This is a genomic window from Frigoribacterium sp. R86507 (assembly GCF_044597695.1).
Lineage (GTDB): Bacteria > Actinomycetota > Actinomycetes > Actinomycetales > Microbacteriaceae > Frigoribacterium.
In genome coordinates, this window is sequence record NZ_CP139002.1 from 975,193 (window position 1) to 1,000,833 (window position 25,641).

The 25,641-nt window shown below is 71.0% G+C and carries 26 protein-coding genes; 15 read left to right on the forward strand and 11 right to left on the reverse strand.

Features of this window, described 5'->3' with window-relative positions; genetic code table 11:
- Positions 1 to 744, forward strand: coding sequence for a phosphoglyceromutase (locus tag SJY14_RS04735; RefSeq protein ID WP_043597224.1), 744 nt, complete (start codon positions 1 to 3; stop codon positions 742 to 744).
- 53 nt (positions 745 to 797) lie between these two features.
- Here SJY14_RS04735 and SJY14_RS04740 read toward each other — a convergent pair whose 3' ends face one another.
- The gene (locus SJY14_RS04740) at positions 798 to 1,331 is read right to left on the reverse strand and encodes an AAA family ATPase (protein WP_396599935.1); all 534 of its coding nucleotides are present in this window, start codon (positions 1,329 to 1,331) and stop codon (positions 798 to 800) included.
- Between the two features lie 95 nt (positions 1,332 to 1,426).
- Entirely contained in the window at positions 1,427 to 2,080 is a 654-nt protein-coding gene (gene phoU / locus SJY14_RS04745; RefSeq protein WP_043597221.1) for a phosphate signaling complex protein PhoU, read from the reverse strand.
- A 238-nt stretch (positions 2,081 to 2,318) separates the two neighbouring features.
- On the opposite strand from phoU, the gene SJY14_RS04750 reads away from it, so the two are divergent.
- The gene (locus SJY14_RS04750; RefSeq protein WP_071256400.1) at positions 2,319 to 3,512 is read left to right on the forward strand and encodes a cell wall metabolism sensor histidine kinase WalK; all 1,194 of its coding nucleotides are present in this window, start codon (positions 2,319 to 2,321) and stop codon (positions 3,510 to 3,512) included.
- Positions 3,513 to 3,525: 13 nt separating this feature from the next.
- On the forward strand, positions 3,526 to 4,206 hold the full coding sequence (locus tag SJY14_RS04755; RefSeq protein WP_043597216.1) for a response regulator transcription factor: 681 nt from the start codon (positions 3,526 to 3,528) through the stop codon (positions 4,204 to 4,206).
- A 127-nt stretch (positions 4,207 to 4,333) separates the two neighbouring features.
- Here SJY14_RS04755 and SJY14_RS04760 read toward each other — a convergent pair whose 3' ends face one another.
- Positions 4,334 to 4,900 (reverse strand): hypothetical protein, encoded by a 567-nt coding sequence (locus tag SJY14_RS04760; RefSeq protein WP_071256401.1) that lies wholly within the window; start codon positions 4,898 to 4,900, stop codon positions 4,334 to 4,336.
- A gap of 166 nt (positions 4,901 to 5,066) precedes the next feature.
- Between SJY14_RS04760 and SJY14_RS04765 the strand changes: the two genes are divergently transcribed.
- The 4 genes from SJY14_RS04765 to rlmB are packed head-to-tail and all read left to right on the forward strand — an operon-like array spanning position 5,067 to position 9,307.
- Complete coding sequence (locus SJY14_RS04765) at positions 5,067 to 5,549, forward strand: CarD family transcriptional regulator (protein WP_043597211.1); 483 nt, start codon at positions 5,067 to 5,069, stop codon at positions 5,547 to 5,549.
- Positions 5,539 to 6,849, forward strand: coding sequence for a 2-C-methyl-D-erythritol 4-phosphate cytidylyltransferase (gene ispD / locus SJY14_RS04770; RefSeq protein WP_071256402.1), 1,311 nt, complete (start codon positions 5,539 to 5,541; stop codon positions 6,847 to 6,849). The genes SJY14_RS04765 and ispD overlap by 11 nt, the downstream gene beginning before the upstream one ends.
- The gene (gene cysS / locus SJY14_RS04775) at positions 6,846 to 8,264 is read left to right on the forward strand and encodes a cysteine--tRNA ligase (protein WP_071256403.1); all 1,419 of its coding nucleotides are present in this window, start codon (positions 6,846 to 6,848) and stop codon (positions 8,262 to 8,264) included. The genes ispD and cysS overlap by 4 nt, the downstream gene beginning before the upstream one ends.
- A complete protein-coding gene (rlmB, locus tag SJY14_RS04780; RefSeq protein ID WP_055974665.1) occupies positions 8,261 to 9,307 on the forward strand; it encodes a 23S rRNA (guanosine(2251)-2'-O)-methyltransferase RlmB in 1,047 nt (348 codons plus the stop codon). Before cysS ends, rlmB begins: the two co-directional genes overlap by 4 nt.
- Positions 9,308 to 9,381: 74 nt before the next feature.
- Here the strand turns inward: rlmB and SJY14_RS04785 are convergent, their stop codons facing one another.
- Positions 9,382 to 10,683, reverse strand: a complete 1,302-nt coding sequence (locus SJY14_RS04785) for a DUF4032 domain-containing protein (protein WP_055974662.1) — start codon at positions 10,681 to 10,683, stop codon at positions 9,382 to 9,384.
- Between the two features lie 143 nt (positions 10,684 to 10,826).
- Positions 10,827 to 11,927 carry an ABC transporter ATP-binding protein gene (locus SJY14_RS04790; RefSeq protein ID WP_043597318.1) on the reverse strand — a complete coding sequence of 367 codons (1,101 nt, stop codon included), beginning with the start codon at positions 11,925 to 11,927 and terminating at the stop codon, positions 10,827 to 10,829.
- 273 nt (positions 11,928 to 12,200) lie between these two features.
- Between SJY14_RS04790 and SJY14_RS04795 the strand changes: the two genes are divergently transcribed.
- Positions 12,201 to 13,151 (forward strand): DsbA family protein, encoded by a 951-nt coding sequence (locus SJY14_RS04795; RefSeq protein WP_396599936.1) that lies wholly within the window; start codon positions 12,201 to 12,203, stop codon positions 13,149 to 13,151.
- Here SJY14_RS04795 and SJY14_RS04800 read toward each other — a convergent pair.
- Entirely contained in the window at positions 13,148 to 13,699 is a 552-nt protein-coding gene (locus SJY14_RS04800) for a metallophosphoesterase family protein (protein ID WP_396599937.1), read from the reverse strand. The two genes, SJY14_RS04795 and SJY14_RS04800, sit on opposite strands and share 4 nt — an antisense overlap.
- A gap of 193 nt (positions 13,700 to 13,892) precedes the next feature.
- On the opposite strand from SJY14_RS04800, the gene SJY14_RS04805 reads away from it, so the two are divergent.
- The 3 genes from SJY14_RS04805 (at position 13,893) to SJY14_RS04815 (ending at position 17,841) form a co-directional block, all read left to right on the forward strand.
- Positions 13,893 to 15,026, forward strand: coding sequence for an AI-2E family transporter (locus SJY14_RS04805; protein ID WP_055974653.1), 1,134 nt, complete (start codon positions 13,893 to 13,895; stop codon positions 15,024 to 15,026).
- A 288-nt stretch (positions 15,027 to 15,314) separates the two neighbouring features.
- On the forward strand, positions 15,315 to 17,273 hold the full coding sequence (locus SJY14_RS04810) for an MDR family MFS transporter (protein ID WP_071256406.1): 1,959 nt from the start codon (positions 15,315 to 15,317) through the stop codon (positions 17,271 to 17,273).
- Positions 17,254 to 17,841, forward strand: a complete 588-nt coding sequence (locus tag SJY14_RS04815) for a MarR family winged helix-turn-helix transcriptional regulator (protein WP_396599938.1) — start codon at positions 17,254 to 17,256, stop codon at positions 17,839 to 17,841. The genes SJY14_RS04810 and SJY14_RS04815 overlap by 20 nt, the downstream gene beginning before the upstream one ends.
- An 89-nt stretch (positions 17,842 to 17,930) precedes the next feature.
- Here the strand turns inward: SJY14_RS04815 and SJY14_RS04820 are convergent, their stop codons facing one another.
- The gene (locus SJY14_RS04820; RefSeq protein ID WP_071256407.1) at positions 17,931 to 18,974 is read right to left on the reverse strand and encodes an NAD(P)-dependent alcohol dehydrogenase; all 1,044 of its coding nucleotides are present in this window, start codon (positions 18,972 to 18,974) and stop codon (positions 17,931 to 17,933) included.
- Between the two features lie 171 nt (positions 18,975 to 19,145).
- Positions 19,146 to 20,087: an ROK family protein gene (locus SJY14_RS04825; RefSeq protein ID WP_396599939.1), complete on the reverse strand. Its 942-nt coding sequence runs from the start codon at positions 20,085 to 20,087 to the stop codon at positions 19,146 to 19,148.
- Between the two features lie 82 nt (positions 20,088 to 20,169).
- Here SJY14_RS04825 and SJY14_RS04830 point away from each other — a divergent pair, with 82 nt between their 5' ends.
- Positions 20,170 to 21,093 (forward strand): carbohydrate kinase family protein, encoded by a 924-nt coding sequence (locus tag SJY14_RS04830; protein ID WP_396599940.1) that lies wholly within the window; start codon positions 20,170 to 20,172, stop codon positions 21,091 to 21,093.
- A gap of 50 nt (positions 21,094 to 21,143) precedes the next feature.
- Here SJY14_RS04830 and SJY14_RS04835 read toward each other — a convergent pair whose 3' ends face one another.
- From SJY14_RS04835 to SJY14_RS04845, 3 genes are all read right to left on the reverse strand, one after another.
- Complete coding sequence (locus SJY14_RS04835) at positions 21,144 to 22,151, reverse strand: NADP-dependent oxidoreductase (protein ID WP_396599941.1); 1,008 nt, start codon at positions 22,149 to 22,151, stop codon at positions 21,144 to 21,146.
- Positions 22,152 to 22,320: 169 nt separating this feature from the next.
- Positions 22,321 to 23,223 (reverse strand): neutral zinc metallopeptidase, encoded by a 903-nt coding sequence (locus SJY14_RS04840; protein ID WP_071256408.1) that lies wholly within the window; start codon positions 23,221 to 23,223, stop codon positions 22,321 to 22,323.
- A 27-nt stretch (positions 23,224 to 23,250) separates the two neighbouring features.
- A complete protein-coding gene (locus SJY14_RS04845; RefSeq protein WP_043597192.1) occupies positions 23,251 to 23,688 on the reverse strand; it encodes a DUF5997 family protein in 438 nt (145 codons plus the stop codon).
- A gap of 33 nt (positions 23,689 to 23,721) precedes the next feature.
- On the opposite strand from SJY14_RS04845, the gene SJY14_RS04850 reads away from it, so the two are divergent.
- The 3 genes from SJY14_RS04850 (at position 23,722) to SJY14_RS04860 (ending at position 25,638) form a co-directional block, all read left to right on the forward strand.
- Positions 23,722 to 24,447 (forward strand): LysR family transcriptional regulator substrate-binding protein, encoded by a 726-nt coding sequence (locus tag SJY14_RS04850; protein ID WP_396599942.1) that lies wholly within the window; start codon positions 23,722 to 23,724, stop codon positions 24,445 to 24,447.
- A 51-nt stretch (positions 24,448 to 24,498) separates the two neighbouring features.
- The gene (locus tag SJY14_RS04855) at positions 24,499 to 25,281 is read left to right on the forward strand and encodes an SDR family oxidoreductase (protein WP_396599943.1); all 783 of its coding nucleotides are present in this window, start codon (positions 24,499 to 24,501) and stop codon (positions 25,279 to 25,281) included.
- Positions 25,282 to 25,428: 147 nt separating this feature from the next.
- Positions 25,429 to 25,638, forward strand: coding sequence for a DUF2945 domain-containing protein (locus tag SJY14_RS04860; protein ID WP_054146846.1), 210 nt, complete (start codon positions 25,429 to 25,431; stop codon positions 25,636 to 25,638).
- The last annotated feature ends 3 nt before the right edge of the window (positions 25,639 to 25,641 follow it).

Sequence of the window (25,641 nt, forward strand, 5' to 3'; positions counted from 1 at the left end):
ATGACTTCGACCCTCATCCTCCTGCGTCACGGTAACAGCGAATGGAACGCGAAGAACCTCTTCACCGGATGGGTCGACGTGCGGCTCACCGAGCAGGGCCGCCGCGAGGCCAAGCGTGCCGGCGAGCTGCTGCGCGAAGCCGACCTGCTGCCCGACATCCTCTACACGTCGCGCCTGACCCGGGCGATCCAGACCGCCGACATCGCCCTCGAAGAGGCCGACCGCCTCTGGATCGACGTCAAGCGCTCGTGGCGTCTCAACGAGCGCCACTACGGTGCGCTCCAGGGCAAAGACAAGGCGCAGACGCTCGAGCAGTACGGCCCCGAGCAGTTCCAGACCTGGCGTCGCTCGTTCGACGTGCCGCCGCCCCCGCTCGACGACGACAGCGAGTTCTCGCAGGCCCACGACAAGCGCTACGCCGAACTCGGCATCGACGCCCCGCGCACCGAGTCGCTCGCCCTCGTCATCGAGCGCATGCTCCCCTACTGGCACAGCGACATCACCGAGAGCCTGGCCGCCGGCGACGTCACCCTCGTCGTCGCACACGGCAACTCGCTGCGTGCGCTGGTCAAGCACCTCGACGGCATCAGCGACGACGAGATCGCCGAGCTGAACATCCCCACGGGCATCCCGCTCGTCTACGAGCTCGACGACGACTTCGTGCCGACCGGCCCGGCCCGCTACCTCGACCCCGAGGCCGCCGCCGCCGGTGCCGCCGCGGTCGCGAACCAGGGCAAGAAGTAGCACCTCCTGACGTCCCCGCGCCCCGTTCTCGGGGTCGCGGGGCGCTTCGGCGTTCAGACGAATCGGGCGCTGATCTGCATCACGAGGTCGTCCATGTCGACGGGCGCGCTCGTGTCGACGCGGATGACCGGCCACAGCCCGAGGGGCTCGGCACCGGCCACCCACGTCGGCCAGGCGACCCGGGCCGACTCGGCGGTGCCGTGCGCCGGGTGACGGCCGCCGGCCGCGAGCCGGTCGACCACGCGCTGCAGGGCCACCTCGGGGTCGACGTCGCACCACACCTCGACGGTGCGGGGCGACCCGGCACGCTCGACGCCGGCCCGCGCGAACTCGAGGTCGCGGTCCCGGTGCCAGGACGCGTCGACGACCACGCCCGCCTCGACCTCGCCCGCCATCGCCCAGACGGTGTCCATCGCGATGCCGCCGAGGGCCTCGGGGGCGATCATCGGCCCGGCCAGGTCGACCAGCGCCTCCTTGACGGGGTCCTTCGCGAGCAGCGGGCAGCCGAGCACGCCGGCCAGCGTGGCCGAGAGGGTGGTCTTGCCCGATCCGGGCAGACCGTTGACGAGGATCGCGACTGAAGCCATGCCCCCATCCTCGCGGACGGCGGAGGCCCCGACCGAATGCAGGAGGCGCGGTGCCCGTCGAACGGACACCGCGCCTCCTGCAGGTCAGCAGTCGATCAGACCTCGGGTGCGACCCAGTCGCCGGTGGCGAGGTACTGGACCTTCTTGGCGATCGACACCGCGTGGTCGGCGAAGCGCTCGTGATAGCGCGACGCGAGGGTGGAGTCGACCGTGTCGACGGCCGCGCCCTTCCAGGTCTCGCCGAGGACCTTGTCGAAGACGCTGAGGTGCAGTTCGTCGATGCGGTCGTCGTCGTTGCGGATCTCTTCGGCGAGGCGGACGTCCTCGGTCGTGAGCAGCTCGGTGAGCTTGTTCGCGATGGCGACGTCGAGCTCGCCCAGCTCTTTGAAGGTCGGGCGGAGCGACTTCGGCACGACCTTCTCGGGGAACCGGTAGCGGGCGAGCTGGGCGATGTGCTCGGCCATGTCGCCCATGCGCTCGAGCGAGGCGCTGATGCGCAGCGCACTGACCACGATGCGCAGGTCGCGGGCGACCGGGTTCTGGCGGGCCAGGATGTCGATGGCCAGCTCGTCGAGGGCGATGGCGCGCTCGTCGATCTTGTCGTCGTCGGCGATGACCTGCTCGGCCAACGAGACGTTCGACTCGTTGAAGGCCGTGGTCGCGTTCGCGATCGAGACGGCGACGAGGCCGGCGATCTCGACGAGACGCTCCTGCACCTCCAGGAGTTCCTGCTGGAATACCTCGCGCATGTCGTGTTCGACCCTCTCGTCGTGGGGGCTCGGTGGCCCTGGGAGCACGGTGGCTGTGAGCGACGTGCGGGACGCACGCTCGGCTCGTGACGTGGGGGCAGAGTCGCCCGCACAGTCCCGACGATGCTCTCCGGTGAAGGTTAACGACCGGTGATCACCGCCTGAACTCTGACCAAAGTACAGCGGATGGGGCGACCCCCGTTCGTCCACCCGCCGGGGGGTCACTACTGTGAACGACATGGAATCCGCCTGGCTGGTGCCGTTGTCGCTGGCCTTCGGGGTCGTCGTCGGCGCCGCGATCGTGGTGGTCGTCGTCTCGGCCCACCGACGAGCCGTGCGTGCCGCGGCGCTCGTCGACGTCGCCCTGCCCGACGGCATCGACGCCGTGCTCGACGCCCTCGAGTCGGCCGGCCTCGTGGTCGACCCCTCGGGGAACGTGCTCAAGGCCTCGGCCGCGGCGCGCCAGCTCGGACTGGTCTCGGCCCAGCAGCACCTCGTGCACCCCGAGGTCGAGACGATCGTCGACGCGGTGCGTCGGCACGGCGACCCCGTGGTCGAAGAACTCACCCTGCCGCGCCTGCCCGGCAGCGAGGCCACCATCGCCGTGCACGTGCGGGCCGCGGCACTCGGCGGACGATTCGTGCTGGTGCTCGCCGAGGACCGCACCGAGGGGCGCCGGCTCGACGACATGCGCCGTGACTTCGTCGCCAACATCAGCCACGAACTCAAGACGCCCATCGGCGCCGTCGGCCTGCTCGCCGAGGCGCTCGAGTCCGCGTCGGCCGACCCCGAGCAGGTGCGCCACTTCGCCGCCCGCCTGACCCGTGAGGCCGGCCGGCTCGGTCGCCTCACCCAGGACATCATCGAGTTGTCGCGTCTGCAGGCGACCGACGCGCTCGAGACCAGCGACTCGGTCGACGTCCGCACCGTGGTCGACACCGCCGTCGACCGCAACCGCGTGGGTGCCGAGGCGCGGGGCATCGACCTCGTGGTCCGGGGTGGCAAGCACGCGCACGTGAACGGCGACCAGGCGATGCTCGTCACGGCCGTCGACAACCTCGTCGCGAACGCCATCAACTACTCGCCCGACGGGTCGCGGGTCGGCATCGGGGCCACCCTCGACACGGGCGGGGTGGTCGAGATCTCCGTGACCGACCAGGGCTACGGCATCCCCGACGACGAGCTCGACCGGGTCTTCGAGCGGTTCTACCGGGTCGACCCGGCCCGGTCGCGACGGACCGGCGGCACGGGCCTCGGGCTCGCCATCGTCAAGCACGTGGTGCAGAACCACGGCGGCGACGTGCGCGTCTGGTCGCAGGTCGGCAAGGGGTCGACCTTCACCCTGCGCCTGCCGGCCGCGGACGTCGACCCCGACACCCGATCGATCCCGACCACGGCCGCCTCGGCACCAGAGCACCAGGAGACACGATGACCATGGAGACCCGATGACCCACATCTTGATCGTCGAGGACGAAGAGTCCCTCAGCGAGCCGCTCGCCTACATCCTGCAGCGCGAGGGCTACCAGGTGAGCGTGGCCGAGGACGGCCCGGCCGCCGTCACCGCCTTTGACAAGACCGGTGCCGACCTCGTGCTGCTCGACCTCATGCTCCCGGGCATCCCGGGCACCGAGGTCTGCCGCGTGATCCGCACCAAGTCCCAGGTGCCGATCGTCATGCTCACCGCGAAGGACAGCGAGGTCGACATCGTGGTCGGTCTCGAGCTCGGTGCCGACGACTACGTCACCAAGCCGTACTCGACCCGAGAGCTGCTCGCCCGCATCCGAGCCGTGCTGCGCCGCCGCGTCGACCCCGACGACCTGTCCGACTCGATGCTCGAGGCAGGCGACATCCGCATGGACGTCGAGCGGCACGTGGTGACGGTCCGCGGTGACGACGTCGCCATGCCCCTCAAGGAGTTCGAGCTGCTCGAACTGCTCATGCGGAACGCCGGTCGGGTGCTCACGCGTGGTCAGCTGATCGACCGGGTCTGGGGGTCGGACTACTTCGGCGACACCAAGACCCTCGACGTGCACATCAAGCGCATCCGCTCGAAGATCGAGGCCGTGCCGTCCGAGCCGAAGGCGCTCGTCACCGTGCGCGGCCTCGGGTACCGCATCGAGGCCTGACCAGGGGCACGGGCCGACGGCCCGCTCGGACCGCGTCGAGGGCCCAGGAGGCGCGGTGCGCGTCGGACGCGAGAGGCCCGGCACCGCACACGGCGGGCCGGGCCTCTCGGCTGACGGGGGAGGGATGCTACGGCGTCGGCGACGAGGACGGCGCCTGCTCGGTCGCCTCGGGCAACGGCGTCGACGAGGGCGTGGCCTCGGCGGACGGCGTGGGCGAGGGCAGCAGGGTGGCGTATTCGCCCAGTGCGCCGGTGAGCACGGGCACGACGAACGACTTGCCGGTCTCGGTGCCGTACTGGACGAAGATCGTGACGAGGGCACCCGGGTCGGAGTCGAGGGACTCCATGAGGAACTGGTCCTGACCGGGCTCGGTGCCCAGCGAGACCTGCGACGAGCCGTCGACCTCGACGGTCTGGGTCTTCTTGCCCGAGGTCGTGGGGTACTCGAACGAGACCTCGGCGGCCTCGTCGCTCGTGTTGAGCACGACCATGCTGAGGCTGGCGGTGCCGCCGTCACCCTCGCTGGCGGTGAGGGCGATCGCGTTGCGCACCTGGATGTCGCCGACGTTCACGCTCGTGCCGTCGCTCGCGTCGTACTGCTTGGTGGTGGCCTGCGGGCTGATGAAGTTGCACCCGGCGGCGGTCAGGACGACCGCGGCACCGACGGCGGCGGCCGAGACGAACCGCGTCGTCAAGCCGCGCGACTTCAGGGTTGGGGCTCGCACAGGTGTCCTCCAGGATCAGCGTCACGACAAACGTACGTCGTCCAGCTTATCCGCGCCCACGGGAGTCGGTTCCTTAGGGCAGCCTTACCAACGCTGGCTTATGGTATCCTGGGTGTCGCAGAATGGAGCCTGATTCATGCAGTTCGAGGTCGGCGAGACCGTTGTATACCCGCATCACGGGGCAGCGACAATCTCAGAAGTCAAGAAGCGGATCATCAAGGGCGAAGAGAAGCTGTACCTCAAGCTTCGCGTCACCCAGGGTGATCTGACCATCGAAGTACCCGCAGACAACGTCGACCTGGTCGGCGTGCGAGACGTCATCGGCAAAGAAGGGCTGGACCGCGTCTTCGACGTGCTCCGCGCCCCATTCACCGAAGAGCCGACCAACTGGTCGCGCCGCTACAAGGCGAACCTCGAGAAGCTCGCCAGCGGTGACGTCATCAAGGTGTCCGAGGTCGTCCGCGACCTCTGGCGTCGCGATCAGGACCGTGGCCTCTCGGCCGGCGAGAAGCGCATGCTCGCCAAGGCTCGTCAGATCCTGATCAGCGAGCTCGCGCTCGCCGAGAAGACCGACGAAGAGAAGGCGTCGAGCGTTCTCGACGAGGTCCTTGCGTCCTAGCACTCCCGACGACCGCTCGGTCGACGACGGTGGGGTCCACACCCCGTCCGGCGTCGGTCGGGCGGTCGTCGTCGTTGCGGCCGGCAGCGGCACGCGCCTCGCCCTCGGAAGGCCGAAGGCCTTCGTCGAGGTGGCCGGGCGCAGCATCCTCGAACGTTCGCTCGACGCGGTCTTCGCGTCGGTCGTGCCGACACAGGTCGTCGTCGTCGTGCCCGCGGCACTCGTCGACGAGTCCCGCACCCTCGTCGACGCCGTCGCCGGCCCGGCCCGCGGCTACGCCTCCGTCGTCGTGGGTGGTGCCACGCGCCAGCAGTCCGTCGCGGCCGGCCTGACGGCCCTGGGGCCCGACGTCGAGACCGTGCTCGTCCACGACTGTGCCCGACCGTTCACCCCCACCGCCCAGTTCGACCTGGTCGCCGCCGCCGTCGAGGCGACCGGCGACGGCGTCGTCCCGGGCCTGCCGGTGACCGACACGATCAAACGCGTCGACGGTGACGCGGCCTTCGTCGTCGACACCGTCGACCGCAGCGAACTCGTCGCCATGCAGACGCCTCAGGGCTTCCCCCGCGCCGCCCTCGACCACGCGTACGCGACGGCATCCGTCGAGCACACGGACGACGCGGCGCTCTTCGCCGCCGCGGGCCGGCGCGTCCGCATCGTGGCGGGCGACCCCGTGGCCTTCAAGATCACCACCCCGTGGGACTTGCGACGGGCCGAGACGATCGTCGCCGAGAGCGAGGCGACCGGGCCGGGGCGCGAGGCGACCGGTCGACCGGCCCCGCGCCTCCTGACCGGGGTCGGCACCGACGTCCACGCGTTCGACGCGGCGCAGCCGATGCACCTCGGGCTGTTGCACTTCCCGGGCGAAGCGGGCCTCGCGGGCCACAGCGACGGCGACGCGGTCGCCCACGCGATCGTCGACGCCCTGCTCTCGGCCGCGGGTCTCGGCGACATCGGGTCGAGTTTCGGCACCGACGACCCCCGCTTCGCCGGGGCGTCGGGCGACGTCTTCCTCACGGCGACCCTCGAGCTGCTCGCGGCGGCGGGGGCCGCACCGGTCAACGTCGCCGTCCAGGTGATCGGCAACCGCCCCCGGCTGTCCTCCCGCCGCGTCGAGATGCAGGACCAGCTGACCCGCGTGGTCGGGGCGCCGGTCAGCGTGTCGGCCACGACGACCGACGGGCTCGGCTTCACCGGTCGGGGCGAAGGCGTGGCCGTGATCGCGACGGCGCTCGTCGCGCGCGACGGGTCGTCCGCGGGCGACACGGCAGAAGCTGCGTCAAATAGGCTGATCACGTGACCATCAGGCTCTACGACTCCCGTCAGCAGACGCTCGTCGACTTCGTCCCGCTCGTGCCCGGCCAGGTCGGGCTCTACGTCTGCGGACCCACCGTGCAGTCGTCGCCCCACATCGGGCACCTGCGCTCGGCCCTGGTCTACGACCTCTGGCGCCGCTGGTTCACCTACCGTGGCCTCGACGTCACCCTCGTGCGCAACGTCACCGACATCGACGACAAGATCCTCGCGCTGGCCGCCGACACGACTGAAGAGTGGTGGGCTCGCGCCTACCGCTACGAGCTCGAGTTCACCGCGGGCTACCAGGCGCTCGGCATCCTGCCGCCGACCTACGAGCCCCGGGCGACCGCCAGCGTCAGCGAGATGCAGCAGATCATCACGACGCTGCTCGAGAAGGGGCACGCCTACGTCGCCCCCGACGGTTCGGGCGACGTCTACTTCGACACCGCCAGCTGGCCGACCTACGGCGCCCTGACCAACCAGTCGATCGACGACATGGCGCCCGCCACCGACGCCGACCCCCGGGGCAAGCGCGAGCCCCGCGACTTCGCGCTGTGGAAGGGCCACAAGGCCGACGAGCCCGAGTCCGCCTCGTGGGCCTCGCCCTGGGGCGAAGGGCGACCCGGCTGGCACATCGAGTGCTCGGCGATGTCGGCCCGGTACCTCGGCGAGGCGTTCGACATCCACGGCGGTGGGCTCGACCTGCGGTTCCCGCACCACGAGAACGAGCTCGCGCAGTCGACCGCGGCCGGCATGGGCTTCGCCTCGCACTGGATGCACAACGGCCTCGTCGCCGTCGAGGGCCAGAAGATGTCGAAGTCCCTCGGCAACTCGATCTTCGCCGCCGACTTCCTGGCGCAGGCCCGGCCCGTGGTCGTGCGCTACTTCTTCAGCGCCGCGCACTACCGGTCGACCATCGACTACCACGAGGGCGCGTTGCTCGAGGCCGAGGCCGCGCTCGACCGCGTCGAGACGTTCCTCGAGCGGGCACAGCGCCGCCTCGCCGACACGCGCTTCGCCGGGGTCGGTGCCCGCGTCGTGCCCGACGAGTTCGGCGAGGCGATGGACGACGACCTCAACGTCCCCCAGGCCGTGGCCGTGCTGCACGACACGGTGCGCGCCGGCAACGTGGCCCTCGACGACGGCGACCTCGACACCGCCGCGCGCGCCTGGCAGCACGTGGCCGCCATGGTGGCCGTGCTCGGCATCGACCCGACGGCGCCCGAGTGGCGCGCCGGAGACGAGGGCGACGCGCACCGCGCGCTCGGCACGCTCGTCGACGTACTCTTGGCCGAACGCCAGCAAGCCCGGGCCGATCGCGACTTCTCGCGGGCCGACGAGATCAGAGGCGTCCTGACGGGCGCCGGCATCACCATCGAAGACACCCCCAGCGGGTCGCATTGGAGCCTCGAACAGTGAAGAACACCAGCGGAGCACGCAAGGGCCGTCCCGGCAGCAGTGCCGTGCGGCAGGGCAGCAAGGGCAAGCAGGTCGGCAGCGGCGGGCAGGGGCGCCAGGCGCTCGAGGGCAAGAAGCCCACTCCCGCGGCCGAGGACCGCCCCTACCACCCCGCGGGCAAGGCCAAGGCGGCGCGCGACCGGCTCGAGGCGGCGCGCGGTCGTGGCGGAGCCGGCCCCCGCGCCGGGTCGCCGATCGCCGGTCGCGGCGGACCCGACGCACCCCGACGCCGTCCGAAGTCGGCCGACGACCACGAGATGGTCACCGGTCGCAACTCGGTCGTCGAGGCCCTCCGGACGCGCATCCCGGCGACGACCCTCTACATCGCCGCCCGCATAGAGATGGACGAGCGCACCAAAGAGATCCTGCAGCTCGCCACCCGTCGCGGCCTGCCGATCCTCGAGGTCATGCGCCCCGAGCTCGACCGCATCACCGGGCACGACTCCGTGCACCAGGGCGTCGCGCTCAAGGTTCCGCCGTACGAGTACGCGCACCCCGTCGACATGCTCGAGGCCGCGGTCAAGCGTCAGCAGAAGCCGCTCTTCGTCGCGCTCGACGGCATCACCGACCCGCGCAACCTCGGGGCGATCATCCGATCGGTGGCCGCGTTCGGCGGGCAGGGCGTCATCGTCCCGCAGCGTCGTTCGGTGGGCCTGACGGCGTCGGCCTGGAAGACCTCGGCCGGTGCGGCCGCGCGCATCCCCGTCGCGATGGCGTCGAACCTGACGCAGACCCTCAAGTCGTTCAAAGAGCAGGGCGTGTTCGTCGTGGGCCTCGACGGTGACGGCGACGTCATGCTGCCCGGCCTCGAGCTCGCCGACCGCCCGATCGTGGTCGTCGTCGGCAGCGAGGGCAAGGGCCTGTCGCGCATCGTGGCCGAGACCTGCGACGCGATCGTGTCGGTGCCGATCTCCGGTGCCGTCGAGTCGCTGAACGCCGGCATCGCGGCCTCGGTCACCCTGTACGAGATCTCGAAGCTGCGCGCCGAGCGCAAGAAGAAGTAGGCACGGGCACCCGCGAGACGCGGGGCCTCGAGGAGGCGCGGGTCGGCTGTCGCCGGCCCGCGCCTCCTGCGTCCTCAGACCTTGCTGCGCCAGTCCTCGTCGGCGTCGGCCTCGTCGGCCTCGAGCCGGGCGGCCTCCGGCAGCGTGATCGACTCGGTCGCCGGCTCGATCACCATCTGCTCGTCGCGACGGTGCCGCAGCACGTCGTTGATGTACGAGGTGAGGGCCTCGGCGATCGGCACGTCGCGGTTCTCGGCCTGCGACTGGTACCAGCGGTGCTCGAGCAGCTGGTGGAACACCTCGGCCGGTTCGAGTCGCCCGCGGAGGTCGCGGGGGATCGACCGCACGACGGGCTCGAAGACGCGCGAGGCCCACTCGTGGGCGATCATCTCTTCGTCCGAGTCCGACTGGTCGGTGCGCATGCGGTAGGCGTCGAGATCGTTCAGCAGGCGACGGGCCTGGTTCTCCTCCACGTCGAGGCCGGTGAGCCGCAGCAGGCGGCGCGAGTGGTGCCCCGCGTCGACGACCTTCGGCTGGATCTTGACCTGGCTGCCGCCCTCGGCCGTCTTGATCGCGAGTTCTTCGATGTCGAAGCCCAGGTCGTTCAGGCGCTCGACGCGGTCGTTGATGCGCCAGCGTTCCGAGCTGTCGAAAGTCTCGGCACCGGTCAGCTCGGTCCAGAGGCTGCGGTACGCGGCGACGATGCCGTTGCTCACGTCGACCGGGTCGAGATTGTCGTCGAGGCGACCGCCGGCCTCGAGGTCGAGCAGCTCGCCGGCGATGTTGACGCGGGCGACCTCGAGGTCGTTCTCGCGCTGACCGTTCGAGAGGCCGCCCGGGTAGAGCTTGCCGGTCTCGGCGTCGACGAGGTACGCGGCGAACGCCCCGGCGTCACGGCGGAACAGCGTGTTGGAAAGCGACACGTCGCCCCAGTAGAAGCCGATGATGTGCAGCCGGACGAGCAGGAGGGCCAGCGCGTCGACGAGGCGACGGGCCGTGTCGGGGCGCAGCGTCTGCGAGTACAGCGCCCGGTACGGCAGCGAGAACTTCAGGTGCCGGGTGACGAGCACCGGGTTGAGCGGCGACCCGTCGGCGTCCTGGCGGTTGGTGATGACGGCGAGGGGATCGACGCACGGGATGTCCATGCGCTGCAGCGTGCGCAGCATCTCGTACTCGCCGCGGGCCATCTCGCCCGACGTCTCCTTGATCGCGATGACGAAACCGCTGAGGTGCGCGAAGCGCACGAGGTGCCGCGAGATGCCCTTGGGCAGGGTCGCGATGGCCTCGTCGGGCCATTCGTCGAGCGGCAGGGACCAGGGCAGGTCGAGCAGCGCCGGGTCGGCGGTGGCCGAGGTGATGTTGAGGGAGTCGGGCATGAGGGCCTCTCGTGCGGGGGATCGTCGCCTGAGGCGAGGCGGCGGGGGGAGGTCAGGAGGCGCGGGGCCGGAACGCGGGACGGCCCGCCGGGTCGATCGGAGGAGTGCTCCGAGCGGACTCGACGGGCCGACCCGACGGGGTGCTACGCGCTGACGACGGCCTTGTCGCCGAGGCGCTCGCCGCTCTCGGTGTCGAAGACGTGCACGTGGTGCGCCTGCGGGGTGACGTAGATCGTCTCGCCCAGCTTGGGGTGGTTGCGACCGTCGACGCGGACGACGACGTCGACGCGGTTGCCGTCGACCTCGGTGTGACCGTAGAGGTAGCCGTCGGCGCCGAGCTCTTCGACGACGTCGACGGTGACCGCGAGGCCTTCGCCGGTCGTGTTGACCACGACGTCCTCGGGGCGGACGCCCACGGTGACGCTCTTGCCGTTGGCCTGGCCGACGGTGTCGCGGTCGACCGCGGTGACGGCGGTGCCGAACTGGATGCCGCCGTCGACGACGTCGGCGGGCAGCAGGTTCATGGCGGGCGAACCGATGAAGCCGGCGACGAAGACGTTCTGCGGCTTCTCGTACAGATCGCGCGGCGTGCCGACCTGCTGCAGGACGCCGTCCTTCAGCACGGCGATGCGGTCACCCATGGTGAGGGCCTCGGTCTGGTCGTGCGTGACGTAGACCGTGGTGACGCCCAGGCGACGCTGCAGCGAGGCGATCTGGGTGCGGGTCTGCACACGGAGCTTGGCGTCGAGGTTCGACAGCGGCTCGTCCATGAGGAACACCTGGGGCTGACGCACGATCGCGCGGCCCATGGCGACGCGCTGACGCTGACCACCGGAGAGGGCCTTGGGCTTGCGCGAGAGGTAGGGCTCGAGGTCGAGCAGCTTGGCGGCCTCGAGGACGCGGGTGGCGCGCTCTTCTTTGCCGACGCCGGCGATCTTCAGGGCGAAGCCCATGTTCTCGGCGACCGTCATGTGCGGGTACAGCGCGTAGTTCTGGAACACCATCGCGATGTCGCGGTCCTTCGGGGGGACGTCGGTGACGTTGCGGTCGCCGATGTAGATGTCACCCGAGTTGACCTCTTCGAGGCCCGCGAGCATGCGCAGGGTGGTCGACTTGCCGCAGCCGGAGGGGCCGACGAGCACGAGGAACTCGCCGTCGGCGACCTCGAGGTCGATGCCGTCGACCGCGGCTCGCGTGGAGCCGGGGTAGAGACGAGTTGCCTTGCTGAACGTGACTGACGCCATGATCTTCTCCTTCACCGGCAGGTACGTGCCGGACGATCCGTTGTGAATGGACGGTGATCAACCTCAGAGGTCTGCGGTGACCACCACCGATCAGCATGCCATGAAAATCTCTCGGATCGCCACGGGAGCGCCTCTCCTCCACCCTCTCTCGCCCGCGCCTGGCGGACTTCTGCCAGGCTCGCCTCGTACCATGTTTCGTGGCCACGACTCGTGGCGACCGTCCCCACCACCCGCTCGACGCGACCATGCGAGGCCGTCGCGCACCGGAGCCCCATGACTGACCTGAATCCCGACGACTCGTCGTTGACCAAGAACCAGCGGCGCGCGGCGGCCCGCCAGAAGGCCCAGCTCGCCCGTCAGAAGCAGAAGCGTCGCCAACGCGCCGGCAAGTGGGCGCTGCAGGGCGGCCTCGCCCTCGTGGTGATCGCCATCGTCGTGGGCGTCGTGCTGGTGATCACGAACAGCATCCGTCCGGCCGGCCCCGGCCCCGCCAACATGGCGAGCGACGGAATCAAGATCGGTCAGGGCTTCGAGGCCGTGCAGACCGGGGCCCTGGGCCCCGACGACGAACCCACGGCGTCGGCCACCACGGCGTCGAGCGACACGGTCGACATCGTCGTCTACCTCGACTACCTCTGCCCCATCTGCGGCGAGTTCGAGCAGGCCAACAACGACTACATCAGCGGGCTCGTCGAGTCGGGGGCGGCGACGGTCGAGTACCACCCGGTCGCCATCCTCACGAACCAGTCCCTCGGCACGAAGTACAGCAACCGGGCGGCCAACGCGGCGGCCTGCGTGGCGAACTACTCGCCGAACTCGTTCTTCGACTTCAACACCGCGATGTTCGAGCAGCAACCCGAAGAGGGCACCCGTGGTCTCGACGACTCGCAGCTCGCCGACATCGCGACCGGCGTCGACGGGGTGACGAAGGCGAGCGACATCACGAGGTGCATCGACGACGACGAGTTCGGCTCGTGGGTGACGGCGTCGACACAGCGGGCCATCGACGGGCCTCTGCCCAACAGCGACCTCGACGCCCTGACGGGCACCCCGACGGTCCTCGTCAACGGTCAGAAGTACGACGGCAGCCGGCCGTTCACGGTGCAGGAGTTCCGCAGCTTCGTCGTCACGGCCGCCGGCAACAGCTACACCGAGTCGGGCACGGCCAGCCCGTCGCCGACCCCGGCCGAACCGGCGGCCCCTGCCGAGACGCCCGCCGGCTAGGTCGTCATGCGGGGGTGCGGAAGCACCCCCGTACGGTCGCGTGCGGCCACGGGCAGTTCGTGCAGCACCACGTCGCGCACCTCGCCTGCGTCGAGGGTCAGCGTGAGGTAGGTGGCGTGCGGCTGGCGCCGGCGGTCCGTGGGCGACCCCGGGTTCACCAGGCGCAGGCCCGCGGGCGTCGTCGTGTCCCACGGGATGTGGCTGTGCCCGAACAGCAGCAGGTCGGTCTCGGGGAAGAGGCGGTCCATTCGTCGCTCGCGCGCCTCCTTGGCTCCCGTCTCGTGCACCACGGCGAGGCGCACGCCCTCGATCGTCGTGCGGGCGACCTCGGGCAGGCGGGCGCGCAGCCCGTCGCCGTCGTTGTTGCCCCAGACCCCGATCAGGAGGCGCGCTCGGGCCTCGAACTCGTCGAGCAGCGGTTCGCCGGTCCAGTCGCCCGTGTGCACGACGACGTCGGCCCGCTCGACCGCGGTCCAGACGACCCCCGGCACGGCCTTGGCCTTCTGCGGGACGTGGGTGTCGGACACGACGAGGACGGAGGTCGGCATGCCCTCCACGCTAGGCGCGCGCCGAGTCGTGAGGGCACCGATCCGGCCCGATATTCTCGTGACGGGGTTGGCTGTCCTAGTCGGGCCGATCACCCCCGACGATTCCTCCGGCCCACCGGCACCGGACGCATGCGACCGCGCCCCGCCGGCACCCCTCTCGACCCCCCGCACCACCAGAAACGAGGACGACACCGTGGGACTCTTCCGCAGCCAAGAAGCCGAGGTGGCCCGTGAGGACGCCGCCGTCCGGCACTCCCTCTGGGCCGACGCGTTCGGCACGCTCGCCACGCGCGCCGTGCAGATCATCGCCGTCCTGATCGTCGCGATCGGAGTCATCTACGTCTTCCTCAGCCTGAGCCTGGTCACCCTTCCGGTGCTGCTCGCGCTGATCTTCGCGTCGGCCATGCTGCCGGTCGTCGCCTTCCTGCGGCGGCACAAGGTGCCCTCGGTGCTCGCGACCCTGATCTGCCTGTTCGCCGTGCTGATCATCCTCGGGCTCGTCGCCTGGCTGATCGTCTGGGCCGTCGAGAGCCAGGCCAGCTCGCTCGCCGACTCGGCCACCTCGGGCTTCAACAAGCTGCAGGACTGGATCACGACCCTGCCCTTCTCGATCAGCGACCAGCAGATCGACGACGTCCGCAACGCGGCCGTCGACTTCGTCACGAGCTCGCAGTTCGGCTCGGGGGCGCTCGCCGGGGCCTCGGCCGTCGGCAGCTTCGCGACGGGTCTCGTCCTGATGATCGTCGTGCTGTTCTTCTTCCTCAAGGACGGCCCGGCCATCTGGGAGTTCCTGCTCCGCCCGTTCAAGGGCGAGAACTACGCCCGGGCCCGTCGCATCGGCGACAAGACGGTCACGACGCTCGGTGGCTACGTCCGCGGTACGGCGACGGTCGCCGCGGTCGACGCGATCGGTATCGGCGTCGGCCTCTGGATCGTCGGGGTGCCCCTGGCCCTGCCTCTCGCGGTCATCGTGTTCCTGACGGCGTTCATCCCCCTGGTCGGAGCCACGGCCGCGGGCATCCTCGCGGCCCTCGTCGCCCTCGTCGCGCTCGGCCCGGTCCAGGCGCTGATCGTCGTCGGCATCGTGGTCGTCGTCAACCAGCTCGAGGGCAACTTCCTGCAGCCGGTGCTCATGGGCCGCACGCTGCAGCTGCACGGCCTGGTCATCCTCGTCGCCCTGACCGCCGGCACGATCCTCGGCGGCGTCGTCGGTGCCGTCATCGCCGTGCCGCTCATGGCCGTCGTCTGGGGCATCACCCAGGTCTGGAACGGCGAGCACCAGCCGGCCGAGATGTTCCGGCAGAAGCGGCCCGAAGAGGTCCGCTGACCCGGAAGACCCTGACGGAGGCGCGGTGCGAGGAGTTCTCGCACCGCGCCTCCTGCGTTCCCCCCGCGACCGCGTCGCGAGGTTCGAGAAAGATTTCTGCAGCAACTGCAGCGAAATGGTTGCGGATCGTCAACGAAAGCGTATGGTTGACATTCTGCAACCAAAGGACCCGACCAACGGCGGTCAGTCCCTCACCATCTCGAACCACCGGAGCGCACCTTGTCGCAGACCACGACCGCCGCGGGTACCAAGCCCGCGGCACCCCACGAACCGGGCGAAGCGCCCGGCATGAGCCACCGCGAAGTCCTCACGGCCCTCTCGGGCCTGCTGATGGGCATGCTCGTGGCGATCCTCTCGTCGACCGTCGTGTCGACCTCGCTGCCGCGCATCGTCAGCGACCTGAACGGCAGCCAGACCTCGTACACCTGGGTCATCACCGCGACCCTGCTGGCGACCACCGTCAGCACGCCGCTGTGGGGCAAGTTCAGCGACCTGACGAACCGCAAGGTGCTGCTGCAGGTCGCGCTCGTCCTGTTCGTGCTCGCCTCGGTCGCGGCCGGCTTCTCGCAGAACACCGCGACGTTGATCACGTTCCGCGTGTTCCAGGGTCTCGGCGCCGGCGGCCTCACCGCCCTGGTGCAGGTCGTCATGAGCGACATCATCAGCCCGCGTGAGCGCGGCCGGTACATGGGCTACCTCGGCGCCGTCATGAGCGTCGGCACCATCGGCGGCCCGCTGCTCGGCGGCGTGCTCACCGACAGCATCGGCTGGCGCTGGAACTTCTTCGTCGGCGTGCCCGTCGGCGTCGCGGCGCTCATCGTCATCCAGCGCACCCTGCACCTGCCCCCGAAGCCCAAGAAGGCCGTCGTCGTCGACTACTGGGGCGCCGGCCTGATCGCCGGCGGCGTCTCGCTGCTGCTCGTCTGGGTGTCGCTCGGCGGCAAGCAGTTCGAGTGGGCCTCGACCACCAGCTGGCTGATGGGCGTCGGTGCGGCCGTGCTGCTCGCCCTCGCCGTCGTCGTGGAGTTCCGCTCGAAAGAGCCGATCATCCCGCTCACGCTCTTCACGAACCGCACCTTCACCTTCGCGGTCGTCGCCTCGCTCAGCGTCGGCGTCGCGATGTTCGGCACCAGCGTCTTCCTCGGGCAGTACATGCAGCTGGCCCGCGGTCAGTCGCCGACCATGGCGGGCATCCTGACCCTGCCGATGGTGCTCGGCCTGCTCATCTCGTCGATGGTCGCCGGTGCGCTCATCTCGAAGTACGGCAAGTGGAAGCCCTACATGATCGTCGGCTCGGTGCTGCTCGCCGCCGGCCTGTTCCTCATGTCGACCATCGAGTACGACACGAACTTCGCGATCGTCTCCGTCTTCATGGCGATGATGGGGCTCGGCATCGGCATGGTGATGCAGAACCTCGTGCTCGTCGTGCAGAACTCGGTCGACGTCAGCGTCGTGGGTGCGGCCTCGTCGAGCGTCGCGTTCTTCCGCAGCCTGGGCGGCACCATCGGCGTCTCGGTCATGGGCGCCGTGCTCGGCACCAAGGTCTCGGGCTACATCGGCGACGGCCTGGCCGACGCCGGGGTCGACCCGAGCGCGCTCGGGAGCGGCGGCTCGACGAGCATCCCCGACCTCAGCACCGTGCCCGGCCCGATCCGCACGATCATCGAATCGGCCTACGGGCAGGGCGTCGCCGACGTCTTCCTCATCGCGGCCCCTCTGGCGATCATCACCATCGTGTTCGTCTGCCTCTTGCCGAACGTCGAGCTCGGCACCAAGACCGGCCTCCAGCGCGCGGCGGCGAAGACGGACGGCCCGACCGACGGTCCGACGTCGGCTGCCGCCTCCGAGAAAAACGACGGAGGCGCGGCTCCGGTCGACGCGAACGCCGCGTCCCCGGCCGCCAAGGGAGTCGCGGCCACGGCCGGCCTGGCCCCCGCCGTGTCGAGCGCCCCGGCGACGGCCTCCACGCCCGCCACGGCGTCCGCCCCGACCGCCACGGCGTCCGCCCCGACCTCGGGCCTCTCCGGTTCGCCCGCACCGGTCTCGCCCGTCGACGGAGGGGACGGCGTCGCCGAGGCGCAGCGCCGTCACCACAGCCACACGACGACCGCCACCGGTACCATCGACACGATCATCGCGACGGGCGCCGCCGAGGTGGCGGGTCACCCGGTGCCCGCCGACGAACTGGCCGAGAGCCCGGTGTTCTCGTCCCTGGTCGAGGAGAAAGATGTCGCAGCCGACCGTTGACGGCCAGCCCGAGGGCGCGGTGCTCGACGCGGCGCGCCCCTCGCGGGGCGATGTTGCCGACCGGGCCGCACCGCGCCTCCTCGGGGCCGAGGGGCCTGGCCAGGCCGCACCGCGCCTCCCGGGTCCTGACGACGACGGGCGTGAGGGCCTCATGGCCGGCGTGGTCGACGAGATCGGCTCGATGATGGTCGAGGCCAAGCGCACGATCGCGGCAGCGGCGTCGCGCTTCGACCCGGACGTGCCCCCCACGGCCTTCTACGTGCTGCGGTACGTGATGAAGCACCAGCCGTGCAGCGCCGGCGACATCGTCAAGGCGATGGCGATGGACAAGAGCGCGGTCAGCCGGCAGGTCACCCTGCTGCGCGAGGCCGGGTTCGTCGACGTGGTGCCCGATGCGGCCGACGGACGCGTCATGACCTTGCGCAGCACCGAGCGCGCCGAGAGCCGCATGCTCGAGGTGCGGCACGAGAACCGTGCCGTGTTCCGCAACCACGTCGAGGGCTGGTCCGACGACGAGCTCGCCGAGTTCGCCGGGTGGCTGCGCCGGTTCAACACCCCCGCCGGGTAGGCCCGGACCCGTCCGACGCCGGCCGCGACCCGCACCGACGAAGGCCCCCTCCCGTGGCGGGAGGGGGCCTTCGTGCGTGCAGGCAGGTGCTAGATCGTCGCGGTGTCGATCACGAAGCGGTAGCGGACCTTGCTGGCGACGACGCGCTCGTAGGCCTCGTCGACCTCGTCGGCGCCGATCGTCTCGATCTCGGCGCCGATGTGGTGCTCGGCGCAGAAGTCCAGCATCTCTTGCGTCTCGGGGATGCCGCCGATGTTCGAGCCGGCGAGGCTGCGACGGCCGCCGATCAGCGACCCGGCGCGGAACGACTGGGGGTTCTCGGGCAGGCCGACGAACACCATCGTGCCGTTGAGGCGCAGGGTGCGGGCGTAGGCGTCGATGTCCATGTCGGCCGAGATCGTGTTGATGATCAGGTCGAACGAGTTCTTGAGCTTTCCGAAGGTCTCGGGGTCGCTCGAGGCGTAGTAGTGGTCGGCGCCGAGCTTGAGGCCGTCGTCCTGCTTGGACAGCGTCTGGCTGATGACGGTGACCTCGGCGCCCATGGCGTGCGCGATCTTGACGGCCATGTGACCGAGACCGCCCATTCCGACGACCGCGACCTTCGTGCCGGGGCCCGTGCCCCAGTGCTTCAGCGGCGAGTAGGTGGTGATGCCGGCGCAGAGCAGCGGCGCGGCCTCGTCGAGCGCGATGCCCTCGGGGATCGACAGCACGTAGTTCTCGTCGGCGACGATCTGCTTGGCGTAGCCGCCGTAGGTGGGCTCGCCCGAGTACTGGCGGCCGTTGTAGGTCGCGACGTTGCCCTTGACGCAGAACTGCTGCTCGCCCGCGAGGCAGTTCTCGCACTCGCGGCAGCTGTCGACGAAGCAGCCGATGCCGACGCGGTCGCCGACCTTGTGCTTGGTGACGTCGGAGCCGACCTCGGTGACGATGCCGGCGATCTCGTGGCCGGGCACCATCGGGAAGATGGCCTTGCCCCACTCTTCGCGGGCCTGGTGGATGTCGCTGTGGCAGATGCCGGCGAACGCGATGTCGATCTGGACGTCGTTCGGGCCGACGTCGCGCAGTTCGACGGTGGAGTGCTCGAAGGGGGCGCCGGCGGACGGCGTGAGCAGGACGGGGACGGTGGTGGGCATGAGATGACCTCTCTGCGAGTGGTGGTGCGGTGGTGGTGCGCGCCTCGAGGGCGCGACGGATTCCGACGACGTTGTGGGATGCAACCCAGCCTAGGCCGGGCCGCCGACGGTCGTTCCCAGAGAAGCGACCGACCCCGGGAGGCGCAGGTCACCGACCGCAGGAGGCGCGGCTCAGCCGAGCAGCTCGGCCCGCCAGACGAGCGCGGCGGCCCCGACCAAGGGGCTCTCGTCGCTCAGGCCCGAGCGGACGACGCGGACGCGACGGGCGTACTCGTTCACCGGCGCCTCGTGCACGGTGGCCCGGACCAGGTCGAGGTAGTCGTCGCTGACGCGCGAGAACCCGCCGCCGATCGCGACGACGTCGAGGTCGAGCAGCGTGGTGACCGACGAGACGGCCTCGCCGACGGCGTTGGCCGATCGGTGGACGGCCGCGACGGCGATCTCGTCGCCCGCGACGTAGCCGGCCGCCAGGTCTTCGCCGCGCTCGCCCTGCCAGCCCTGCTCGCGGGCCCAGGCGACGACGTTCGGGCCCGAGGCGATGACCTCGAGGGTGGCCGCCCAGGCGTTCTCGCCTGCGGGGCGGTCGGCGATCTGGATCTGGCCGATGTGACCGGCGTTGCCCGTGCCGCCCGAGAGCAGGCGGCCGTTGACGATGAGGCCGCCGCCGACGCCGGTCGAAACGGTGATGGCCAGGGCGTTGTCGGCGCCCTGCGTGGCGCCGACCCAGTGCTCGGCGAGGGCGAGGCTGACGCCGTCGAGCCGCAGGGTCACGGGGGCGGCGTCGGGCAGGGTCGAGGCCGCGAGGGCCGCGACCTGCTCGCGCAGCGGGTAACCGCGCCAGGCGTGCAGGTTGATCGGCGACACCGTGCCGTGCACGAGGTCGACCGGCCCGGCGCTGCCGATGCCCGCCCCGACCAGCACGTCACCGTCGGGCAGGGCGTCGAGGGCGTGTGCGACGACCGCGCGGACCGCCTCGGCGAGTTCGTCGGACGTCGACCCGGCGCCGGTGGGGCGTCGGTCGCGACTGCCGTCGAGGAGGGTTCCGTCGGAGGCGACCAGCGCCGCTTCGACCTTCGTTCCGCCCACGTCGACGGCCAGTGCGTAATCGGTCACGTCGGCCAGCGTAGCGGGGGAGTGCGACCCGACAGCGTGCCGGAATAGGGTGGCTGCCGGCACGCTGACGAAAGGCACCCCCATGGACACCACCGACGGTCGGGTCGTCGTTCTCGGCGACGCCCTCATCGACGAACTCCGCACCGACGACGGCTCGACCGACCACGTCGGCGGGGCCGGCCTCAACGTCGCCGTGGGGCTCAGCCGCCTCGGCGTCCCCACGACGCTGCTCGCCTCGATCGGCGACGACGCCGACGGCGAGTCGATCCGCGCCTTCCTCGCCGAGCACGGCGTCGAACTCGTCGCGACGATCAACCCCCTCGGCACCGGTCGGGCGGTCTCGCTGCGAGTCGACGGCGAGCCGAGCTACGTCTTCACCGACGCCGCCGTCGCCCGCGGTCTCGACTTCTCGCCCGAGCAGCTCGCCGTGCTCGACGACGCCCCCGTGGTCGCCGTCAGCTCCTACCCGTTCGACGACGCTCCGCTCACCGAGCGGCTGCTGCGGGTGGTCGGCACCGACCCCGTGCGGCTCGTCGTCGACCCGAACCCGCGGCCGGGGTTCCTGCCCGGTGGGCCGGCCCAGATCGCCGACTTCGCCGCCGGCTTCGAGCGGGTCGCGGCCTCGACCCTGCTCGTCAAGATCGGCGACGACGACGCCGAACTCGTCGCCGGGCGCTCCCTCGACGACTGGCAGGAGGCGCTGATCGCGGCGGGCACCGGGGGAGTGCTCGCGACCCGCGGCTCGGCCGGGGCGAGCCTGGTGCTGGCGGCGTCGGCGGACGGGACGGACGGCACCGCCCTCACGCGGGGCATCTCGTCGGCCGAGGGCGAGGTCGTCGACACGATGGGCGCGGGCGACGCGACCTTCGCGTCGATCGTCGCCTCGCTGCTCGCCGAGCGGCGCGAACCGGGCTCGGTCGACTGGTCGGCCGCCCTCGAGCGGGCCATGGACGTGGCGGCGGCGACGGTCAGGGCTCCGGGGGCGTTGCTGCGGCTGCCCCGCTGACGCCCGCGGGGTCTGCCGACCCGCGCCTCCTGCGCTCTGTCGGCGGAGGCTCAGCCGAGCGACTCGGCGACCGCCCGAGCCTTGCCCGACAGGTACCAGTGCGACCGTGCTCCGGTCTCGACCGGCTGCATGCCCACGACGACCTTGCCGCGCGAGTGCTGCTCGGCGAGGTCCTCGAACGCCTGGGCGATGTAGTCGAACGGGTAGAAGCCCGAGACGAGCACGCGCAGCTTGTTCTCGGCGATGAGCTTCGCCAGGGCCGACAGGATCATCGCGGGCTCGGTGTCGTCGCGCTCGGCACCGATGAAGCGGATCTCGCGCTCGAGACGGTCCTCGCTCGAGCTGAACCGCGTCGGCAGCACGCCGAGGTCGGCGCTGAGCGCCGGATTGTCCCCGCCGAAGTTGTCGATGAACGCCGTCACGTGGCGGTCGGTGCCCGCGGCCTTGTCGATGCGCTCGCGCAGGCCCTCGCCGTAGTCGACCGGCACGACGCCGATCGAGCGCAGGTAGTCGTGGTTGCCCGGGCTGCAGGTGCCGATCACCTTGGCGCCGAGCTGCAGCGCGAGCTGGCACTCGATGTGGCCCACGCCACCCGCCGCGGCCGTGATCACGACGACGTCGTCCGGCCCGAGGTGCAGGCTGCGGACGGTGTCGTACGCCGTGGCTCCCGCCAGGTAGAGCCCTCCGGCGACCTCCCACGGGACGTGCTGCGGCTTGGGCACGACGGCGCTCGCCGGCACCGCGATGTAGGTGGCGTGCGCGCCGCCGCCGACCGCATGGCCGATCACCTCGGCACCGACCGAGAAGTTGCGCACCGCCGCGCCGCGCTTCTTCACGATGCCGGCGAAGCACGAGCCCTCACGGGCCGGGAAGTCGAGGGGCAGCCGGTCGACGAAGTCTCCCTGACGGATGAAGTTCTCGATGTGGTTGAGGCCCGCGCAGATCACCTCGACGACGACCTCGTCGTCGGCCGGTGTCGGCAGCGGCTGCTCGACGAAGTGCAGCTGGGCGACGTCTCCGTACCCGTCGAACTCGATGGCCTTGCCCGGTCGTGCCATGACGCGCCTCCACTGCTGTCGTCGCGGCGGCGCCTGTGCCGTCGCGAGGGTGAGTGAATTGTGCGCCCTCGAGGTCGTCGTCGTCCGGCGGGCTCGCTTCGAGTTGCCTGGATGCGCCGTGCCGGCGGCGGCGGTGTCGCCGGTCAGGAGGCGCGGATCGGCCTCGCCGTCAGAGCTGGTCGGTCGGCACCGAGAACGTGTCGCAGGCCGTCGCGCCCTGGCTCCGGCCGGTCTCGAACCACCTCTGGCGCTGCTCGGCCGAGCCGTGCGTCCAGGTGTCGGGATCGACCTGGCCGCCGCTGGCGGACTGGATGCGGTCGTCGCCCACCGCGGCCGCCGCGTCGAGCGCGTCGGCGACCTGCTGGTCGGTCACGGGCTCGAGGAACGTGGTGCCGTTCGTGTCCTGCACGGTGGAGGCCGCGCCGACCCAGGCCCCGGCGTAGCAGTCGGCCTGCACCTCGAGACGGATGGTGTCGGAGCCCGGCCCCGTGCCACTGCGGTCGGCACGGTCGAAGGCACCGGTCAGCTGCTGGACGTGGTGGCCCCACTCGTGGCCGACGACGTACATCTGGGCGAGGGGGCCGCCGCTGGCGCCGAACTGCGACCGCAGCTGCTCGAAGAAGTCGGTGTCGACGAACAGGGCCTCGTCGGGCGGGCAGTAGAACGGGCCCGTGGCACTCGTCGCCCCGCCGCAGCCGGTGTCGGTCGAACCGCTGAAGAGGAAGAAGTCGGGTGTGCGGTAGTCGGTGACGCCGAGGGCCGGGGCTTCGGCGGCCCAGTACGCGTCGAGCGAGTCGGCCGCGCCGACCATGCGGCAGTCGACGCTGTCGTTGGCCTGCGCGCCGGTGGTGCACTCGGACGACAGGTCGCCTTCGCTGACCGGCTGGGCGCCGCCGCCGGCCATGCCGCCGCCGAGCAGCCCCGACACGTCGACGCCGGTGGCCTGGCTGATGAGGAAGACGGCGATCAGGCCGACGATGCCGATGCCGCCGCCGGCGACACCCACCGTGCGACCGCGACCGCGCCGCTTGACCTTGCTGCCGTCGAGGCGCGCGTCGTCGTTGAAGGACATGTCGCCGACGGTAGCGCAGGGCGGGGGTCAGTGCCCTTCGGCGGCTTCTTTCGCCTCGCGCTCTTTGCGGAGGACCTCGCGGCCGGCGTTGCGCTCTTTGACGCGCAGTTCTTCTTCGCGCACGTCGGCGTGGATGCCGCGTTCGGTGCGCAGCCAGTCGGGCATCTCGTCGAGCAGGGCGTGGATCTCGTCGGTCGTCATGACGTCGTCGACGCCGGCCCGGGCGAGGCCCGAGGTCGAGATGCCGAGCTTCTGGGCGACGACGGGCCGCGGGTGGGGGCCGGTGCGGCGCAGCTCGGACAGCCACTCGGGCGGGTTCGTGCTGAGCTCGGCGAAGGCCTCGCGCGTGACGGGGGCGGCCTGGAACTCGGCGGGCGTGGCCGGCAGGTACACCCCGAGCTTCTTGGCGGCCGTGAAGGGCTTGAGGGTCTGCGGCTGCTTGCCGGACGGCGCGTCGGAGGTCATCTGCCCAGGGTACCGGGCCGATACCCTCGACCCATGACGACCGAGCCGACCCGCGCCCCGTTCCGCATCGGGGTCGTCCCCGGCGTGACCCTGTCGAAGTGGTCGAGGCTGTGGGAGGAACGCCGCCCCGAGACTCCGCTGACCTTCGTGCCGCTCGCCGACGCCGACGCGGTGCCCGCCCTCGACGACGCCCGGGGTGACGACCGGGTCGACATGGTCCTGGCCCGCCTGCCGATCGAGGTCGAGGGGTTGTCGGTCATCCGCCTCTACGACGAACGGGCCGTCGTCGTCGTGCCGAAGGACCACGCCGTCGCCGCGGCCGGCGTCGAGGACGAGGTCGAGGCCGCCGCGTTCGCCGACGAGCACCGGCACGACCTCGACCCGTCCCTCTCGCTCGCCGATGCCGTCGCCGTCGTCGCGACCGGGGCCGGCGTCGCCGTCATGCCGCAGTCGCTCGCCCGGCTGCACGCTCGCAAAGAGGTGACCTACCGCTACGTCGCCGACCTGTCGCCGACCACGATCGCGTTGGTCTGGCCCGAGGGCGAGCTCACCGACGACCTCGACGACTTCATCGGGGTCGTGCGGGGCCGCACGGCCCGCAGCTCGCGATCGAGGAGGCGCGACGAACCCGAGCAGGAGGCCGCGGCCCGCAAGGGGTCGGCTCCCGACCCGCGCGGGGCGAAGCCGAAGCGCACCCCGCCGAAGGGCCGTGGGCCGCAGCGCGGCACGGGCCGCAGCCGACCCCGCCGAGGGCGCTGACCCCTCTCGCGCCGACCCCTCCGCCTCCGACAGGTCTGACAAACTGAGCGGATGTCGAAGGAGACCCGCATGTCGAAGAAGATCTGTCTGCTCACCGGTGCCGGCCGCACGAACTCGATCGCGAACGGCATCGCCCATGAGCTCGCCGGCGACGGCTGGGACCTCGCACTGACCACCTGGGACGGTTACGACGCCGCCATGCCCTGGGGCCTCAAGGCCGTCGACGTGGGCTCGCTCGTCGGCGAGCTCGAGGCCACGGGTGCGCGCGTGGCCGTGTACCCGGCGGATCTGGCGGACCCGGGGACTCCCGCGCGCCTCCTCGGGGCGGTGAACGACGACCTGGGCCCCGTGACGGCACTCGTGCTGTCGCACTCGCACAGCGTCGACTCGTCGATCCTCGACACGACGCTCGAGAGCTGGGACGCGCACTACGCGGTCAACGTGCGGGCGGCATGGCTCGCGATCAAGGCATTCGCCGAGCAGTTGCCCCCGGCCGACCGGCTCGACGACGGGGCGCGCATCGTCGCCCTCACCAGCGACCACGTCGTCCACAACCTGCCCTACGGGTCGAGCAAGGGCGCCCTCGACCGGCTCGTCGTCGCGGCAGCGCGTGAGCTCGGGCACCTGGGCGTCTCGTCGAACGTGCTGAACCCCGGCCCGATCGACACGGGGTGGATGGACGACGCCATCCGCGCCAGCGGCATCGAGCGTCAGCCGACCGGTCGTCTCGGGACGCCCGCCGACATCGGACGGGTCGTGCGCTTCCTGCTGTCGCCCGAGGGTCGCTGGATCTCGGGCCAACTGCTCAAGGCCGACGGCGGCTTCTCGGTCTGAGCGGGCCGGGCCGCCGCCCGACCGGAGATCGCCGCACCGTGTACCCCGTGACGCTGGGTGGCGGGTCGGCGCGGGCGGGGTACCGTCCACGCCACCACCGCGCGGCACCGGACGCCGACGGTCGGATCGACACACCAAGGAGGCGCGATGTCGTTCAGCAAGGGAGACCACGTCACCTGGAACACCCCCCAGGGCGAGACCCACGGCACGGTCGTGGAGAAGCGCGTGAAGGAGTTCCAGCTCGACGGGCAGAAGTTCAAGGCCTCGGACGACGAGCCGTACTTCGTCGTCGAGAGCGACAAGAGCGGGGCGAAGGCCGCCCACAAGGGCTCGTCGTTGAGCCCGAAGAAGAAGTAGCAG